This window comes from Mycobacterium sp. OTB74 (assembly GCF_029892685.1).
Lineage (GTDB): Bacteria > Actinomycetota > Actinomycetes > Mycobacteriales > Mycobacteriaceae > Mycobacterium.
This window is the reverse complement of the sequence record NZ_JARXVD010000023.1, coordinates 1-18797: the sequence shown is the minus strand read 5'-3', so window position 1 is coordinate 18797 and position 18797 is coordinate 1. Positions and strand designations below refer to the sequence as shown.

The 18797-nt window shown below is 65.5% G+C and carries 7 protein-coding genes; 4 read left to right on the top strand and 3 right to left on the bottom strand.

Going from position 1 to position 18797, the window contains the following annotated elements; all coding sequences use genetic code 11:
- Nucleotides 1–39: 39 nt before the first annotated feature.
- Nucleotides 40–6369 (bottom strand): sulfolipid-1 biosynthesis phthioceranic/hydroxyphthioceranic acid synthase, encoded by a 6330-nt coding sequence (gene pks2 / locus M2432_RS24230; RefSeq protein WP_280829390.1) that lies wholly within the window; start codon nucleotides 6367–6369, stop codon nucleotides 40–42.
- A gap of 278 nt (nucleotides 6370–6647) precedes the next feature.
- Between pks2 and M2432_RS24225 the strand changes: the two genes are divergently transcribed.
- Nucleotides 6648–8405 carry an AMP-binding protein gene (locus M2432_RS24225; protein ID WP_280829415.1) on the top strand — a complete coding sequence of 586 codons (1758 nt, stop codon included), beginning with the start codon at nucleotides 6648–6650 and terminating at the stop codon, nucleotides 8403–8405.
- Between the two features lie 504 nt (nucleotides 8406–8909).
- On the opposite strand, the gene M2432_RS24220 is transcribed toward M2432_RS24225, so the two are convergent.
- A complete protein-coding gene (locus tag M2432_RS24220) occupies nucleotides 8910–10580 on the bottom strand; it encodes a PGRS repeat-containing protein (RefSeq protein ID WP_280829389.1) in 1671 nt (556 codons plus the stop codon).
- Here M2432_RS24220 and M2432_RS24215 point away from each other — a divergent pair.
- Nucleotides 10552–11343, top strand: a complete 792-nt coding sequence (locus M2432_RS24215) for a hypothetical protein (RefSeq protein WP_280829388.1) — start codon at nucleotides 10552–10554, stop codon at nucleotides 11341–11343. The two genes, M2432_RS24220 and M2432_RS24215, sit on opposite strands and share 29 nt — an antisense overlap.
- A gap of 78 nt (nucleotides 11344–11421) precedes the next feature.
- Here M2432_RS24215 and M2432_RS24210 read toward each other — a convergent pair whose 3' ends face one another.
- Entirely contained in the window at nucleotides 11422–12942 is a 1521-nt protein-coding gene (locus M2432_RS24210) for a hypothetical protein (RefSeq protein WP_280829387.1), read from the bottom strand.
- A 753-nt stretch (nucleotides 12943–13695) separates the two neighbouring features.
- Between M2432_RS24210 and M2432_RS24205 the strand changes: the two genes are divergently transcribed.
- Both M2432_RS24205 and M2432_RS24200 read left to right on the top strand, forming a co-directional pair.
- Nucleotides 13696–15303: a PfaD family polyunsaturated fatty acid/polyketide biosynthesis protein gene (locus M2432_RS24205; protein WP_280829386.1), complete on the top strand. Its 1608-nt coding sequence runs from the start codon at nucleotides 13696–13698 to the stop codon at nucleotides 15301–15303.
- Between the two features lie 10 nt (nucleotides 15304–15313).
- A partial coding sequence (locus M2432_RS24200) for a beta-ketoacyl synthase N-terminal-like domain-containing protein (protein ID WP_280829385.1) occupies nucleotides 15314–18797 on the top strand: 3484 nt, incomplete at its 3' end.

Sequence of the window (18797 nt, the reverse complement as noted above, 5' to 3'; positions counted from 1 at the left end):
CGATGATGCCCCGTCGGCGGTCGGCGTCATGGATGCCGGCTAGGCTGACGCGTCGCTGTCTGTAGGTGCCAACTTTTCGTATAGCACCTCCGCCAAACCACGCACGGTGCCAACGGCGACATCACTCGGAGTGAGGCGTATTCCCGTTTCGGCCTCTATGCGGGTGCGTAGTTCGAGGGCTCCGAGCGAGTCAACGCCGTACTCGGCGAGAGGCCGGTCGGGCTCGACATTGCGACGCAGGATCAGGCTGATTTGGTCGGCGACCAGCAGCCGCAGTCGAGTGGGCCATTCGTCGTGGGGCAGCGCATCAAGTTCCGCGCGCAGTTTGCTTGTGCCCGTTGCGTTTTGATCTGTGGCGCGGAAGGCTTCGGCGAAGGTGCTGCGCAGGGCGAACGTGGTCAACCACGGTGTGCCGATGATCTGTGCATACCCGGTGTAGGCGCGGTCGTACCGTAGCAGCGCTTCGAGTGCGTACGCGCCGTCGTCGGGAGCGATGGCAACGCCGGTGTCCTCTGCGAGGACGGCGCCGGAGCCGATCTGGCCCCATGTGCCCCAGGCGATCGAGGTGGCCGGGCGGCCGTTGGCCCGTCGCCACCGCGTGAAGGCGTCCAGCCAGCCGTTGGCTGCGGCGTAGGCTCCCTGCCCCGGCGAGCCCACCAGCGCGGCCGCCGAGGAGAACGAGCAGAACCAGTCCAACTGCTGGCCGGCCTCGGCTTCCTCAAGGGCGCAGTGCAAGTTCCACGCACCGTAAACCTTTGGTGCCCAGTCGCGTTCGACGATGTCGCCAGTGATGTTCGGCAATGTGGCGTCTTCGACCACCGCCGCGGCATGCAGCACACCGCGCAGCGGCAGATCGGTGGCGGTTGCAGCGGCCACCAGCTGCTGTGCGGTGCTGGGCTCGGCGATGTCACCGCAGTGCACCACGACGTCGGTACCCATCGACCGGATCAGTTCGATAGTTTCCAGCGCTTTGAGAGTCGGCTGCGAACGGGAGGTGAGCACGATGCGGCCGCAGCCGGCCGTGGCCAGCTTCTCGGCCAAGAACAATCCGAGACTACCGAGCCCGCCTGTGATGAGGTAAGCGCCGTCGCGGCGGAAGGCCGGAGACTGCTCCGGTGGCATCACCACGCTGCTGTGCCCGACGCCGGGCACCTCGAGAATGAGTTTGCCGGTGTGCTGCGCCGCACCCATCACCCGGACCGCGGTGGCAGCGTCGGCCAGCGGGTAGGAGGTACACTCCGCAGGCGGAAGCTCGCCCTCTGCCGCGAGCCGGAACACGGTGCGCAGCAACTCTCCAACGCGTTGGGGGTGGCTGAGCGACATCAGCGCCAGGTCCAGGTAGTAGAACGTCAGATTGCGGTGGAACGGCAAGAGCCCCAGCCTGGTGTTGCCATAGACGTCGCGTTTGCCGATCTCGATGAAACGCCCGCCGATGGCCAGCAATTCGAATCCGGCACGCTGCGCGGCGCCGGGCAGCGAGTTGAGCACGACATCCACGCCATACCCGTCGGTGTCGCGCCGGATCTGCTGGGCGAACTCGGTGCTGCGTGAGTCGTAGACATGCTTGATTCCCATGTCGCGCAACAACTGTCGACGATCTTCGTTACCTGCGGTGGCAAAGATTTCCGCTCCTGCGGCCTTGGCGATCGCGATGGCCGCCTGGCCGACGCCGCCGGTCGCGGAGTGGATCAAGACCCGGTCGCCCGATGCGATCCGGGCCTGCTCATGCAGGCCGTACCAGGCGGTGGCGGTGGCGGTGGAGACCGCGACGGCTTGGTGGTCGCTCAGGCTTTCCGGGAGGGTGACGGCAAGGTGCGCGTCACACGTGACGAACGTGCCCCAACAGCCGTTCGGCGAGAACCCGCCGACGCGGTCACCGACGTGATGGTCGTTGACATCCGGACCGACGGCGGTGACCACCCCGGCAAAGTCCATACCCAGTTCGGGCAGGTCCCCTTCGATGCTGGGGAACAGGCCCATCGCGACCAGAACGTCGGCGAAATTGATGCTGGATGCGCTGACCGCGACCTCGATCTGTCCTGGTCCCGGTGAAACCCGTTCGAAGCCAATAAGTTCCAGGGTTTCCAGATCGCCTGGTGTGCGGATCTGCAAGCGCATACCGTCGCGCTCGTGGTCGGCGACGGTGATGCGGCGTTCCTCGGGGGCCAGCGGAGCGGTGCACAGCCGTGCCACGTACCACGAGCCGTCTCGCCAGGCGGTCTCGTCTTCGTCGGATACGCTGAGAAGTTGCCCTGCCAACTGGTCGGCATCGGTGGTGTCGTCCACGTCGATCTGAGTGGTGTGCAACTGCGGGTACTCGGCGCCGATCACCCGTACCAAGCCACGCAGCCCGCCCTGCTCCAGATTGGCTATATCACCGGGCAGCACAGTCTGGGCGCCGCGGGTCACCACGACAAGTTGCGGCAGCTTGCCCGGGAGCTGTAGTAATTCGCTGGCGATGCGCACCAGATGTTGCACATACTCGCTGCCCAGCCGCGGGGACTGGTCCACGGCGCCTTCGGTTTTCGGCCCCGTGAGGATCGCCACTCCGGTGAATTCGCCGGCCAGTTTGTCTGCGTACGGCGTCGGGTCACTGTCTTGTAGTGGCCAGCACATGGAAGTGCATTGTGCGCCATGGCTTTTCAAGGCGTCGCTCAAACTGGTGGCCACCACGTCCGGGGTGGTGGTGTTGATCAGCAGCCAGTTTCCGGCATCGATCTCGCCCGCCTCGGGTAATTCGCGCTGCTGCCACTCGATGGTCAACAACCGCTCGCTCAGGAGCCGATCCTTCTGGGCGGTTTCGGACAAGCCGGTTCCGCACAACAGGCCCTGCACCCTCAGCAGGACCATCCCGTCCTGGTCGAGCACGTCGAGGTCGGCCTCGAACCCGGAGGTATCGACTCTGGTCACCCGCGTGTAGCAGTAGTAGGCGTTGCGGGAAGGCCCGTAGGAGCGCAGTCGTCGAACGCCCAATGGCAAGCCCTGTACCTGGTCGCCAAGGGCCTGGATGTGCGGACTGGTTCCCACCGATTGGAAACATGCATCCAGCAGTGCCGGGTGAATGGTGTAAGCGCCCTGTTGCGAACGCATTCGGCTGGGCAGGGCGACCTCGGCCAGCACGGTGTCGGCTTGCTGCTCGCCAATCCGCACGCCTGCCAGACCGGTGAACGCCGGACCGCACTGAACGCCACGCTGGTCTAGGTCCTTGCGCAGTTCGGTGCCGTCCTCGCGATGCGGATGCGCGGCGAGTAGCGCGGGCACGTCGTAAGCGGGCGGGGGCACATCCTCTGCGGCGTACAGGACTGCGACAGCGTGGCGTGCCTGGTCGCCCCCCTGGTTGGTGTCGACGACGAAGTCGACGACACCAGGTGACGACAGCGACGTCGAGGCGCCGACCGGGGTCTGCTCGTCGATCAGCAGCGCCCGCTCGAAGCTGATGTCGCGGACCTCAGAAGCTTCCCCCAGCACAATGTCCGCGGCCGACAGCGCCATCTCGCAGTAAGCCGCTGCCGGGAGCACAGCCACATCGCGGATCCGGTGATCGTCCAGCCAGGGCTGAGTGGCGGTGCCGATGTCGGCCTGCCAGATGTGGCGCTCGGGTTCCTCATGCAAGTGCACATGCTGGCCCAGCAGCGGATGCACTGAAACGGTGGCGCCGCCATGTGCGGGGGCTTTCCCGTCATTGGGGCTCAACCACAGCCGGTGGTGCGCCCAGGTCGGCAGCGGCGCATCCAACAGCCGCCCATTCGGATACAGCGCGGAGAAGTCGAGCGCGGCGCCCGCACTGTATAGATCCGCTACCAGGCCGCGCAGTCCGTCCGGTAGTTCCTGTCCGCGGTGCATGCTGGCGAAGTTGGCCAGCGGCACGTCCAAACTCACAGCGGTCTGTTGAACAGCCTCAGTGAGCATGGGGTGTGGTGCCAGCTCGGCGAAGACCCGATACCCGTCCTCCGCGGCGGCCCGCACCGCCGCGGCAAACCGCACCGTGTTGCGAAGATTTTTCACCCAGTATTTGCCGTTGCACACCGGCTCCTCGCGCGGGTCGAAGCCGGTCGCCGAGTAGAAGGGGATCTCCGGCGTCAGCGGCTTGATCTCCGCGAGAACTTCGGCCAGCTCGGTGAGGATCGGATCGACCAGAGGCGAATGCGCGGCAACATCGATGTCGACCTGACGGGTCGTCAGATCACGCTGTTCCCACGCCGCCATCAGATCGCGAACAGTGTCGGTGGCACCGCTGATCACCGTGGTCTGCGGCGAGGCCACCACCCCGGCGACGGCGTCCTTGATGCCGCCCATCGTCAGTTCCGAAAGCACCTGCTTGGCAGGCAGTTGGACCGACGCCATGATGCCGCAACCGGCGATGGTGGACATCAGCCGCGAACGCCGGCAGATGACGCGCACCCCGTCTTCCAATGACAGCGCTCCGGAGACCACCGCCGCGGCGACCTCACCCATCGAATATCCGATAACCGCGCCCGGACGTGCGCCGTACGACTTCAGGGTGGCCGCCAGCGCGACCTGCATGGTGAACACGGCCGGCTGCAACCGGTCATCGCCGGCAACCACCTCCGGCGCCGTTATCGCCTCGGTCACCGAGAATCCGGACTCGCGGGCGATGAGCGGCTCGACCTGCGCGACAGTGGCTGCGAATACCGGTTCGTTTGCGAGCAGGTCGGCACCCATGCGGGCCCACTGCGAACCCTGTCCCGAGAACACCCACACCGGTCCGCGCTCGTCTTGTCCGGACGTGGCCTGATACGCGGTATCACCGTCGGCGACCTCGCGCAAAGTGCTGGCAAGCTCGGGCCGGTTGCCCGCAGTGACGGCGGTGCGTACCGAGCGGTGCGCGCGCCGACGGGCCAGGGTGTAGGCGAGGTCCGGCAACGCGGCGTCATCATGTGCTTGCACCCAGTCGGCGAGTCGGCCGGCGGTGCGGCGCAGTTCCGCGGCCGAGGTCGCGGAAAGCGGGAAAAGCAGTTGCGTCAACGATGTTGGGGCTTCGGCAGCCGTTTCCGCAGACTCGGGAGCTGCCTCCACAATGGCGTGGACATTGGTTCCCGACACTCCATACGACGACACCGCTGCCCGGCGGGGATGCTGACCGTTCGTCGGCCAGTCTGTAGTTGCCTGTGGCACAAAAAGTTTCGTGTCGATGCGGGCCATTTCATCTGGCAGCTGGCTGAAGTGCAGATTCCGCGGAATGGCGCCGTGCTGTAGTGCGAGGACCGCCTTCATCAATCCGAGGACTCCGGAGGCCGACTGGGTATGGCCGAAGTTGGTTTTCACCGACGCGAGCGCACATGGGCCGTCGACGCCGTATACCTCACTCAGGCTGGCGTATTCGATGAGATCGCCCTGCGGGGTGCCGGGACCGTGCGCCTCAACCATGCCGACGCTGCCCGCATCCACGCCCGCTGCCTGCAGCGCCGCCCGGTACACCGCGGTCTGCGCGGTCACCGACGGTGTCGAGGTATCCGCAGTGTGGCCGTTTTGGTTGGCGGCCGTGCCACGCACCACGGCCAGGATCCGATCGCCGTCCCGCAGTGCGTCAGGCAGGCGCTTGAGCAGCACCACCGCGGAAGCCTCGCCACTCACATATCCGTCGGCTGCGGCGTCGAACGAATGGCAGCGCCCAGTCGGAGACAGCTGTCCTGCCGCCGTCCCCGCGACGTACTTCCGCGGGTCCAACATGACATACGCGCCACCGGCCAGCGCGAGATCGCTTTCGCCGTCGCCCAGACTGCGGCATGCCGTGTGCACCGCGAACAGGCCGGAGGAACCTGCGGTGTCAAGCGCCAGCGCGGGACCGTGGAGTCCGAGGGTGGAGGCGATACGCCCGGCCGCCATGGCCAGTGCGTTGCCCTGGAAGCCGTATGGCCCCTCCATCACTTCGGAGTCGGCGTTGATCAATTGATAGTCGAGATGCGAAAGTCCCATGAACACGCCGGTCAGTGAGCCGCGCAGTGCGTCGGGCGTGAGACCGGCGTGCTCCACCGCTTCCCACGAGGCCTCCAGCAGCAGGCGGTGCTGTGGATCGAGCGCGGTCGCCTCGCTCTCGTCGAGCCCGAAGAATTCGGAATCGAAGCCGGCGACGTCGTCAAGGAAGGCACCCCACTTCGATGCCGTCCGACCCGGCACACCTGGCTCGGGGTCGTAGTAATCGTCGTTGTCCCAGCGGTCGCGCGGAACTTCGGCGATCAGGTCGTCGCCCCGCAGCAACGCCTCCCAGAGTTGCTCGGGGGAGTCGATACCGCCGGGAAGTCGGCAGGCCATTCCGATGACAGCGACTGGAGTGGTCGACTTGATGTTCGGCGTGGGCTCGAGATTTGCCGAGCCCGAGTCGCTCGGCCGACCATCGAATGAAACCATCTAGACTCCTCACAGCAACGACTCGCCGGTGCTTGACAGACGCGCGGGCGCCCTCGCTCGCCGGCGATGCCTTCGCCGGCGTCAATTTAGCAGTCACCGTAGCTACGTGGGCGGAATGCTTGAAGTCGCCCATGTAGGACGACACCGCCTCGGCCTGCCGTTGGTGGGCTCAGTTGATCGACTGGCCTGCGGATCTCGCCGGCGGTCAAAATTGACGATTCCGAAGATATGGCCGCGACGGATGCGGCGGCTACGGTAACTTGCACGGCGTGACACAGGTGATTCAGTCCTCTATACCAGCGCTGCTGCGCGAACGCGCCAGTCTGCAACCGGACGACACGGCGTACACGTTTCTCGACTACGAGCAGGACTGGGCCGGGGTTCCGCTAAGCCTGACATGGCCGCAGTTGTATCGACGGGTGCTCAACGTCGCGCGCGAGCTCAGGCTGTGTGCATCACCCGGTGATCGCGCCATGATCATCGCGCCACAGGGGCTGGAATACATCCTGGGCTTTCTGGGTGCATTGCAGGCCGGAGTCATTCCGGTTCCGCTTTCTGTCCCGATGGGCGGCGTCACCGATGAGCGTGTTGATTCGGTAATGCGCGATGCGTCGCCGGTGGCCGTTCTCACGACATCGTCCGTTGCGACCGAGACCGCCCGCAGCATTACGCCGCAACCCGGGCAGGCTGCGCCATCGCTCGTCGAGGTTGATTTGCTGGATCTGGACGCCCGGGTCAGCTTCGATGACGCGGAAGACTGCCTTTCCGACGATCCCCGGGCCACCGCGTATTTGCAGTACACGTCCGGGTCGACCCGTTCGCCGGCCGGCGTAATGATTTCCTATACAAACCTTCTGACCAATCTCCAACAGATCACAACCGATTACTCGAGGCATGGCGGGGTCACCCCGCCGGACTTGACGTTTGTGTCGTGGCTGCCGTTCTTTCACGACTTGGGATTGATCTTGGGAGTTTGCTCACCGATTGTGTTGGGGACTCCCGCTGTGCTCACCAGCCCGGTCTCGTTCCTCCAGCGACCTGCACGCTGGATGCAGCTGCTGGCAACCAATCCCTGTGCATTTACGGCAGCGCCGAACTTCGCTTTCGAGCTGGCGGCAAAGAAGACCACTGACGAGGACATGGCTGGGCTCGACCTCGGCGGTGTGCACACCATCCAAAGCGGTGCCGAGCGGGTCCAGCCCGTGACGATCAAGCGCTTTACCGATCGGTTCGCCCGCTTCAACCTTCGCGAAGAGGTGATACAGCCGTCGTATGGCATGGCCGAGGCGACGCTGTACATGTCGACGCCACGGCCGGAGGACCCGATAAAGGTCGTCTACTTCGACACCGATGCGCTGGGTGCCGGCCAGGCCAAGCGAAGCGACGGCGACGATGGGACACCGCTGGTCAGCTATGACGGGCCCATAACGGCGTTGTCACCGCTTTTGCGGATCGTTGATCCAGAGACCCGCACCGAGTGCCCGGCGGGCACGACCGGCGAGATCTGGGTGCGCGGCGACAACGTGAGTGAAGGCTACTGGCAAAAACCCGAGGAGACCGCGCGCACTTTCGGCGGCATGGTTGTGGATCCGTCGGAGGACACACCGGAAGGCCCCTGGCTGAGGACTGGCGACATTGGCTTCTTCTCGGAGGGGGAGCTGTTCGTGGTGGGCCGGATCAAGGACCTCCTGATCATCTATGGCCGCAACCATGCCCCCGAAGACATCGAGGGGACGGTCTCGGACATCACCGGCGGCCGGTGCGCCGCGGTCGCCGTTCCGGACGACGGCATCGAGCAGCTTGTCGTTGTGATGGAAGTCAGGAAGCGTGGCGACTCCGAAGACGAGGTGAAGGAAAAGCTCAACGCCATCAAGCGTGACGTCACGTCGGCGATCTCCACTGCGCACGGCATTGCTGTCGGGGATCTGGTCCTGGTAGCGCCGGGCTCGGTTCCGGTCACCACCAGCGGCAAGATCCGCAGGGCTCTGTGCGGACAGCAGTACCAGCGCAAAGAATTCGCCCGCTTGGATGCTTGAATTCCGGTGAGGGCGGCAAACGTCGAGGGGACGTCGCCCTGGCCGCAGAATCATTAGCGGTGCCAGTTCGGTACGCGGAAGACACCACTGACACGCGATGATCCTGTTGAGCCAATCATATTGCTGCGCAACAGGATTGCTATGCAACGATGGTTGCTGCTCATTCTTCGCAGAGGTCGTGCACTTCTGCCGAAAGTCCCGTCCTGCCTGCGGTAACCAACCCCGTATTTGAGACATGACCCCTCTCGTCGACCAACACCATCGACACGCCGCACCAATTGACGGGTGCGTGCTGGCAACAACGAAGCGGCGGCCCTGACGGCGGTTACGGCCGCCGCTTCACCCTGCCCCGTGACAGAGGGGCCCCCATATGAGGATCGACCAGACAACCCGTATTGACTCTGCGGCCACGGCGGCACCCCACTAGGGATTTGTCGCCTGCAGCGCAGGGTCAACGCAGGCGTACGACGGGCGCGTGTCCCTTTGCCCGCTGCCCTTCGACCGCTAGGGGCCCGGCGTGGTGGTCACGGTCACCGTGACTGTCACAGGAGGTGCGGTCTCGGTTGTGGTGACAGTGCTTGTCGCCGTTGTGGTTTCGGTGGTGGTCACCGGAGGCGGCGTCGAGGTCACTGTTGAGGTTGCGGTCGTGGTTTCGGTCGTGGTCACCGGAGGTGCTGTGGCAGTGGTGGTTTCCGTACTGGTCACCGGAGGTGCCGTGACAGTCGCGGTCGTGGTGACGGGCGGAGCCGTCGTGGTTTCAGTGGTTGTCACTGGTGGTGCGGTCACCGTCGCGGTGGTGGTTTCCGTACTGGTCACCGGAGGTGCTGTGGCAGTGGTGGTTTCCGTACTGGTCACCGGAGGTGCCGTGACAGTCGCGGTCGTGGTGACGGGCGGAGCCGTCGTGGTTTCAGTGGTTGTCACTGGCGGTGCGGTCACCGTCGTGGTGACCGGTGGGGCCGTGACGGTCGCGGTCGTGGTTTGGGTGTTGGTCACCGTCGGTGGTGTGGTGGTGACCGTGCTCGTCACGGTGGGTGGCGTCGTAGTGACCGTGCTCGTCACGGTGGGTGGCGTCGTGGTCACGGTGTTGGTGACAGTGGTGGGCGGTGAGGTGAGGTCGGTGATTGTGCCGGTTATGCCCGTCGCTCCAACCAAACCGGCCGCGCCGGTGCCGGCCGGGCCAGCTGCCCCGCCGGCCCCGGCCGTCGTAGTCGCGACCAGAGCTGCGAACGCGCCGCCGCCTTGGCCGCCGTTGCCTCCGGCGCCAGTGCCGCCCTGGCCTCCGGCGCCGCCCGCGCCACCGATGGTGGTGGGTGTGCCGTCGGTTTGGAAGTTGTAAGCGCTGCCGCCCTTGCCGCCGGCGCCACCGATGGTGGTACCGGTACCTCCAGCGCCCCCGTTTCCGCCGGTGGCCGTACCCCACGGAGATGGAAGGTTTCCGCCGAGCGTGAAGTCATAGACCCCCATGATGGCGTTGCCGCCTTCACCGCCGGCCCCGCCGAACCCGGCGGTGCCGATACCGCCCTGGCCGCCGTTCCCGCCGACGACGTTGCCAAATCCGAAGTTGTCTGCAGTGCCGCCTTCGCCGCCGGCCCCGCCGTTGGCGCCGGTTCCACCCGCTCCACCGGTTCCGCCGGCCATTAGGCCGTTGCCGCCCATCCCGCCGTTGCCACCGGTGCCGGTGTCGCTGTTACCGCCAGCGCCGCCATTGCCGGGTGCGCTGAGATATCCGGCGGTGCCGCCGGTGCCGCCGTTTCCTCCGTTGCCTCCGCTCAGACCATTCCCGCCGGCGCCGCCGACGCCGCCATTTCCTCCGCCGAGCAACCCACCCTGGCCGCCGTTTCCGCCGTTGCCGCCGGACCCGCCGGCTGTGGTGGCGTTCCCGCCTGACCCGCCCTTGCCGCCGGAGCCCCACAAACTTGCCGCCCCACCATTTCCACCGTTACCGCCGTCAACGCCGTTACCGCCGTCTCCGCCGTTGCCGATGAGACCGCTGGCGCCGCCGTTGCCGGCGGCCAGGCCGGAACCCGCTGGTGGCGAGTAGCCCGCGCCGCCATTGCCGATGAGCCATCCACCAGGCTGGCCGTCCGGGCTGGACGCGGTCCCGTCGGCACCATTGCCGATGAGGGGACGGACGTAGGTGGTCGTCGTGGTCGATGCACTCGTCGTCGCGGCCAAGGCACTTGCTGAAGTGACGGCGGCAAGTGCGCTAGCGCCGCTGGTGGGTGATGCGCTGGTGCTTGCGGCGCTCGTGCTGGCAGCGCTGGTGCTTGACGCGGCGCTGGTTGTGGGGGATGCGCTGGTTGTCGCGGCGCTGGTGGTGGGTGACGCGCTGGTGCTTGCAGCGCTGGTGGAAGCATCCGTGGTGGAGGCTCCAGTGGTGGCGGCGGCTACTGCAAGCAGTGGTGCCAGGGCCGCGCTAGTCGAACTCTTCGCCGTGGTGCCGGTTGCCGCCGTGCCGGTGGACGTGGTGCCTGTCGAGGCGGTGCCAGTCGACGCGGTGGCGGTGCCGGTAGTTGGTGAGTGCGTAGTAGCGGTGCTTGTGGTCCCGGTCGTTGGTGCGTGCGTGGTGCCAGTGGACGTCGAACCTGTGCCAGTAGTCCCGGATGTTGACGTCGAACCCGTGCCGGTGGAGCCAGAGGAAGTTGAGCCGGTGGAGCCAGACGACGTCGAACCGGAGGTTCCCGTCTTCGAGCCGGTGGAGCCTGTCTTGGAGCCAGTCGAGCCGGAGCCTGTGGAACCAGAACCGGTGGAGCCGGAGCCGGTAGAACCAGAACCTGTGGAACCTGAGCCAGTGGAGGGCGCAGCGTGCGCGATCACGGGTCCGGTTGCGAACGACACGCCGATGCTGACGCCGACGATGGCGCCCATCCCGAGCAGTGTGTCAACTTTGCTGGACTGCGGCTCAGCGGCGTGCCGGGGCTTGGTGCGGCGTGCTTGAGTCTTTGCTCGTTTCGCTGCACTGTGTTTGGGCGCCATCGCTTGTCCCTGACTTCCTTATGATGCTTCGTCGATTTGGCTACTTTTTCGCGTGCTTGGGGCCGGTGGCGTTGGAGTTACCCTTACCCACGGTTTTGTTGGGAGCCACGTGGGAATTTGCTCCGCCGGCGATCGACTTGCCGGTGGACTTGGAGTTCGTCGAGGCGGCCGCACCGTTGGTGGTGCCGTTCGACCCGCTTGAGCTGGCCGACTCCGGGGCGTTGCCGCTGGTGTCGCTCGAGTTTGCCAGTTCCGTCGAACTCTTGGTGGCCACGTGCGGGGTCGTCTGGGTGGTTTTGCTGTCGTTTGAGGTCGCCGCGGCAGTGGTCTTGGTGTCGCTGCTGGCGGTCGTCGCTGGCACGGTGGCGGCGGTCGGGGTGGCGGCGGTCGACTCGGCGGCGGTCGAGGTGGCGGCGGTCGAGGTCATGGGGACGACGGCAGCGGTGGTTTTGGTGGCGGCGGTCGACTCGGCGGCGGTCGAGGTGGCGGCGGTCGAGGTCATGGGGACCACGGCAGCGGTGGTTTTGGTGGCGGCGGTGTTGACCGCTGCTGCCAAGCTGGTGCTATTTCCGTTGAAGTTCAGGCCCGGGACGTTTTGGAGGACATTGGAAGCGACCTGAAGGAACGAGGCGGCGAGCGCAAGCGGACCGGGGCCGGCGGTCACGGTGTTGCCGTTCCCGACGAGGGCCAACGCCCCATCCAAAATATTGGTGCTGGCGGTGCCGACAGTCTGAACAGTGTTGTTGCTGCCCAGAATGTTCGCCGCGGCAGCCAAGATCCCGCCCGCTAATACGTTGCTGCTGACACCCAGTAGGTTCGCGGCGACACCGAAGAAGGCCTGCGTCTGCACTGTGCTGTCCCCGAGAAAGTTGAGACCGAGGGTGGCGAAGAGGCCGGCGATGGTCTTTTGCTGCCCGGTGCCGTCGGGCGCAAGGCCGATGGCGGCATTGATGAGGCCGATCGTCTGGGCCGAGCCTGGCCCGATTTGGAGGGCAAGGTTGCCGATGCCTGAAGTGCCAGTGGTGTCCGTCCCGTTTACGCCAGTCGAGGTACCGAGGGCGGCGCTGAGGGCGCCGAGTGCTGCTGAAGTGCCCGGACCCAGTTGCACGGCGATGTTGCCGATACCGATGGTGCTGGCCTGTGCTGTCCCAGTGCCGGTGGTCGAGATACCCACAGTGAGATTGAGCGGGCCGATGCTGCTCGCCTGGCCTGGCCCTAGTTGTGCGACCATTCCGAGTACAGAGACGAGCGCTGCTGCCGTAGCGTTGTCACCGAGGGCCAGTGCCGTGGTGAACGCGGTGACGCCATTGCTGGCGTTGGCATTGTTGCCGATTGCGATCGAAGCATCGAATAAACCATTGGCAGCGTCGGCTGCGGCGTTGTCACCGATACCGATCGCGATGGTGGTCAGGCTGCTGGTGCAGCCGTTGCCGTTGCCGAGCCCGAAGGCAGAAAAGCACGATGCGTTAGCGTTTGGGACTCCGTTAAGGGTCCCGGTCGCGAGCGTGCTGACGGCTAACGCGCCGACCAACATGCCACTCTTGCCTCGAACTTGATTCATCGACATCCGCCGTTATCTCGTAGGTGCCTGTGCCGTTTGGGAACCATACAGCCGACGACGGCCGAAATTAACGTTTCAGGTAAATTTTGCGACGCGCTGACGTGCAGATCGAGCAACGTGGCAACCGGCCCCGCGCAGTGTCCGGGGTTGCACACTAACTCGGACACCATTGCGCCCTGCTGTAACGGCGGTACAGACGTTTGGGGCCCGAGAGACAGTGCGCTGCTGGTGGTTCGACGCTCACCGCTGAAGCGCTCATTGGTCGGCAGGGTTCTGCAGCCGCGGCTGAACATAATGAGATCAAGCTTGCTCGCGCTGGCTCGGCACGGAGCTCGGCAAAGGTAAGGTCTACTACCAAAAATTTTTGGCCTTTGGGCCTGTCGACTGCGGTTTTGTTTCGTCGGTGACGCCTGTACTCGGCTGATCTGATCGCCGGGCGCCCGAATAGACCGTCAACCTTGGTGTCTGAACTGCAGGCCATGGGCTTGGTTCAATTCCTGGCGGTTCTGTCGGGCCGGCGGCGGTTCGATCACTTGCACAGACACACGCTCAAGCGGCGGCGTCCGCCGCGTATCGGGTGTATACACGAAGGATCACCGCGTGTGGCGCGTGTACTTGATACTTAGCGAAAACAACCGTTCAACCAGTAGCCAGCAACGCGAGCTGTGAGATCAAGCCAAGGTAGTTGCCAATATCGACGGCAACGTCAAAAACCGGGACTTGGCACGGTGTGACGCATTAGAGTGCCGCACCATGCGCGCTTCGTTGGCTACATCTCCTCCGGCAAACGGCGCCTCGACTGCATTGTCCAATAGATCGGACGTCGCCGAGGCGCTCGCTTTCATTCGTACCCCAGTTGCTGTCGTGGCGTCGGCTCAAGGGCCGCGCCCCATCGTGCTCGACGCAGCGGGCTTGACGCCGGAGATCCTTCGCCAGGACTTGATCGCCGTCCTGCCGGCGATGTACCCCGAATGGCTGGGCGAGCGCAGTTTCACCGCGGCGCACGGCGTGCGATTCCCGTACGTGGTTGGCGAGATGGCCCGCGGCATTGCCACACCGATGATGACCGTCGAAGCTGTGCGCGCCGGGGTGATGGGTTTCTACGGCAGCGCCGGACTGGATTTGGCCACTGTTGAAGCGGGTGTACTGGAGATTCAGAGCGCTCTCGGACGGGATTCCATCGGGTGGGGCGCCAATCTGATCCACAACATCCAGAGCGACGGCGTGGAAATGGCGACGGTCGATCTTTTCCACCGCCTGGGTGTTCGTTACGTTTCGGCTTCGGCTTTCATGCGCCTCACCCCCGCGATCGTGCTGTATGCCGCAAAGGGCCTGCGCCGCGATGCCAACGGACAGGTGGTCCGGGCTGGACACATTTTCGCCAAGGTGTCGCGAGACGAGGTCGCGCGACAGTTTCTCTCGCCGGCGCCGGAAGAAATGTTGCGCGCACTGGTAGCCGAAGGGCGCCTGACCAACGAGGAAGCCACGTTGGCCAGCCAAATCCCGATCGCTGAGGACATCACAGCTGAAGCGGATTCGGGCGGTCATACCGACAACCGCGCGTTGTCTGTGCTGCTCCCTCGTCTCATCAGCCTGCGCGACGAAATCGCTTCCGCCTATGGCTACCCGGTCCTGCCCCGCGTCGGTGCGGCAGGTGGCCTGGGGACGCCCGCGGCCGTTGCGGCCGCGTTCGCCGCCGGAGCTGCCTATGTGCTGACTGGTTCGGTCAATCAGTCCGCGGTGGAAAGCGGCTTGTCGCCGGATGCGCGAACGCTGCTGGGGCTGGCCGAATCCACCGACGTGGCGATGGCGCCGGCCGCCGACATGTTCGAGATGGGCGTGACCGTGCAGGTCCTCAAGCGCGGCACGATGTTCGCTCAGCGCGGCCACCGGCTGGCTGACTTCTACCGCCGCTATTCCTCGCTGGAGGAGGCGCCACCGGAGGAGCTTGCGAACCTGGAAACGTCGGTGCTTGGGCGCAGTGTGGCCGATATCTGGGCGGACACTGAGGCCTTCTTCGCCAATAGCGACCCGCGGCAGGTGGAACGTGCGGCCGCGGATCCGAAACACCGGATGGCTCTTGTATTCCGGTGGTATCTGTTTACGGGCTCGCAATGGGCCCGCGATGGTAATACTGCGCGCCGCGCCGACTACCAGATTTGGTGCGGCCCGGCTATGGGTGCCTTCAACCAATGGGTGCGGGGGAGTTTCCTCGAACCGGTGGAGGCGCGCACGGTTCGTCAGATTGCGCTCAACCTACTTGAGGGAGCTGCAACCGTGACCCGCGCCGGACAACTTCGCTCCGCAGGCGTCGCAATGCCGGCTTCCGCCTTTGATTTCCGTCCACGTCCTCTCGGATAAGGGTTATCTCTTGACTGACAACACGCACCAGCCCACTGCCACTCCTATCGCGGTGGTCGCCATGTCGGCGATCTACCCTGGCGAGTCGGGGCTAACTGGCTTCTGGCGCACCATCACCGCCGGCCGTGACGCCATCACCGAGGTACCGCCCTCACACTGGCTGATCGAGGATTACTTCGACGCCGACCCCAAGGCGCCGGACAAGACCTACTGCAAGCGCGGCGGCTTCATCGACCCGGTGAACTTCGATCCGGTGCAATTCGGTTTGCCGCCCAACGCATTACCGTCGACCGACACCGGACAGATCCTCGCCTTGATCGCAGCCAGGCAGCTGCTTGATCAGGTGCAACGTGAAGGCGCCGAAGTCGACCTGGACCGTGTTGACGTGGTTCTCGGAGTTGCCTCGACGACCGAACTCGTTGTGCAGATGGGCTCGCGGATGCAGCGGCCGATCTGGCGTAAAGCGATGCTGGAGAACGGGTTACCGGAAGACGAGGCGGACGAGATCTGCCAGGACATCGCGGATCACTATGTGCCGTGGCAGGAAAGCACCTTCCCGGGCCTGCTCGGTAATGTCATCGCCGGCCGCGTCGCCAACCGACTCAACCTCGGCGGCGCCAACTTCGTAACCGACGCCGCTTGCGCCAGTTCGCTTTCGGCGCTGCAGTCGGCATTGCACAGGCTGTATCTGCACGAGTCGGACATGGTGCTGACCGGCGGCGTGGATGCGCTGAACGACGTGATGATGTTCATGTGCTTCTCCAAGACGCCGGCATTCTCCGCGACTGGTGACTGTCGTCCGTTCTCCGCAGGTGCCGACGGCACGATCATCGGCGAGGGCGTGGGCATGGTGGCCCTCAAGCGGCTCGCCGACGCCGAGCGTGACGGCGACCAGATCCACGCGGTCATTCGTGGCCTGGGCTCTTCCTCTGACGGGAAGGCATCCAGCGTTTACGCGCCTCGTTCCGAAGGACAGGCCAAGGCACTGCGCCGCGCCTACGAGCGCGCCGGCTACGACCCGTCGACTGTTGAACTCGTCGAAGCCCACGGCACCGCGACCAAAGCGGGTGACGTGGCCGAGTTCGCCGGACTGAAGTCGGTGTTCACCGACAGTTCTGCGCGCATCGCGATTGGATCCGTGAAGTCCCAGATCGGCCACACCAAGGCCGCTGCCGGCGCTGCCGGACTCATCAAAGCGGTACTGGCGCTGCAGCATTCGACACTGCCCGGGACGCTGAAGGTGGATCGACCCAACCCCGCAATGGGGATTGAGGACTCGCCGTTCTACGTCAATGCGCAGACCCGGCCCTGGGTGCGCAAGAGTGACCAGCCGCGACGTGCCTCGGTCAGCTCATTCGGCTTCGGCGGCAGCAACTTCCACGTGACGCTCGAGGAGTACCAGGGTGAGCATCGCGCCAAGCGGCTGCGGACACTGCCCAGCGAACTCGTGGTGCTCAGCGCGGGGTCCGAGGCCGACCTGCAGAAGCGGGCCGCGGACATCGTCGCCGCTGCGCGCTCAGGCGAGAGCCTTGCCCGCATCGCATTCGAGGCCGCAGAAGCGTTCGATGTCTCGCAGCACGCACGTGCGGGTCTGGTCGCGACAGATGCCGAATCCCTTGCGGCAGTGGCGGACCGGCTGTGCAGCGCGCTGGCTGACGGTAAGGCCGCTGAGCTCAAGGACGCCAACATCGCCGTCGGTTTCGGACCGGCTCGCGAAGGCAAGACAGCCTTCCTGTTCCCCGGACAGGGCAGCCAGTACGTCGGGATGGGTGGCGATCTCGCACTCACCTTCCCCGAGGCGCTCGCGGTGTGGGACGGGCTCGAGGGTGATCTCACCGATCTGCCAGGCGTCGTCTTCCCGGAGCCGGTCTTCGACGCGTCCGCGGTGGACGCACAGAAGACAGAGCTCACCGCGATGGCCAACGCTCAACCGGCCATCGCCGCGACCAGCCTCGCGCAACTTGCGCTGCTCGACGTTCTCGGCGTCAGCGCGACAGCGGCCGCCGGCCACAGCTTCGGTGAAGTCACCGCGCTGGCGGCAGCGGGCGTGCTGCCGACCGAGAGTCTGGTCGAAACGGCTCGCACCCGCGGCACGCTGATGAACGAAGCGGGCCAAGGCAAGGACGGCGCGATGCTGGCAGTGTCGGCGACCGCCGACGACGTGCGGGCGCTACTGGATACCCAGCCGGAGTCGGGATCGCTGGTCGTCGCCAACGACAATGCGCCCACCCAAGTGGTGCTGGCTGGATACACGTCCGATATCGAATGGGCACAGACCGCGGCGAAGTCGAAGGGTTGGACGGCAGTCCGCCTGCCCGTGGCCTCGGCGTTCCACTCGGAGATCGTGGCCGCGAGCAGCGCGCCGTTGACCGCGTATCTGAAGACGCTGAAGATCGGGCAGCCGAACTTCCCCGTCTACGCGAACGCGACTGCGCAGGTCTACACCGAGGATGTCGCCATTCAGCTCGGCGATCAGGTTCAGCAGGTGGTCCGGTTCCGCGAAATGATCGAGGCGATGGCCCGCGACGGGGTCACCCGCTTCATCGAGGTTGGTCCCAGTCGGGTCCTGACCGGGTTGGTCGGGAAGATCCTGGGCGACTCGGCGCACATGGCGGTGGCCCTTGATGACCCGAAGGCCGATGGTCTGCGCGGTTGGCATCGCGGCCTGGCTGCGCTTGCGGCCGACGGTGTAGCGCTGGATCTTGTTGCACTGTTCGACCACTACGCCGAGCCGCAGAAGTTCGTTCCGGCACCGAAGCACGCCGTCAAGGTTGGAGGAGCGAACCTTGGCAAGCCTTATCCGCCGGTCGACGGCAAGGTGTCGATCAAGCCGAAGCGCGCTCAGGTGAGCGTGAAGTCCGCGCCGCCCGCAGTCGTACAGTCGCCCGCGCCGGCCCCCGCGGTTCAGCGGATGGAGGCGCCCGCCGTGCACACGCCGGCGCCAGTAGCGCAGGTGCAGGCACCGGTCGTTCAGCAGCAGGCGCCGGTGGTTCTTCAACAGGCGGAGGTCATCGAGGCGCCGCTGTCCGGCGATGTCTGGAGCATCGTCGACAGCATCCAGAAGGAGACTGCCGAGCAGCATCAGCGCTATATGGATGTGGTGACGAAGAGCCACCAGGCGTTCCTGGATATGTCCACGGAGATGATGGCGCACATCGTCGGCGAGCCGACAAGTGTTGCGCAGGCCCCGAGGGCGCTGCCGAGCGTTACGCCACAACAGGTGTTGACCCCGATCGCGCCCGCACCCGTCGTCGCTACGCCAGTGGCGCCGATGGCGCCCGCCCCGATGCCGCCCGCCCCCGTTGCACCTGCGCCGGTAGCGCCAGCGCCCGTCGCGGTGGCCGCTCCCGTCGCGGTACCCGCACCTCCTGTCGCCGCACCGGTCCCCGTACCCGTTGCGGCTCCGGCTGGTCCGCCGGCGGGTGAGGTTGTGCTGGCGATCGTTTCGGAGAAGACGGGTTATCCGGTTGACATGCTCGGGTTGGGCATGGAGA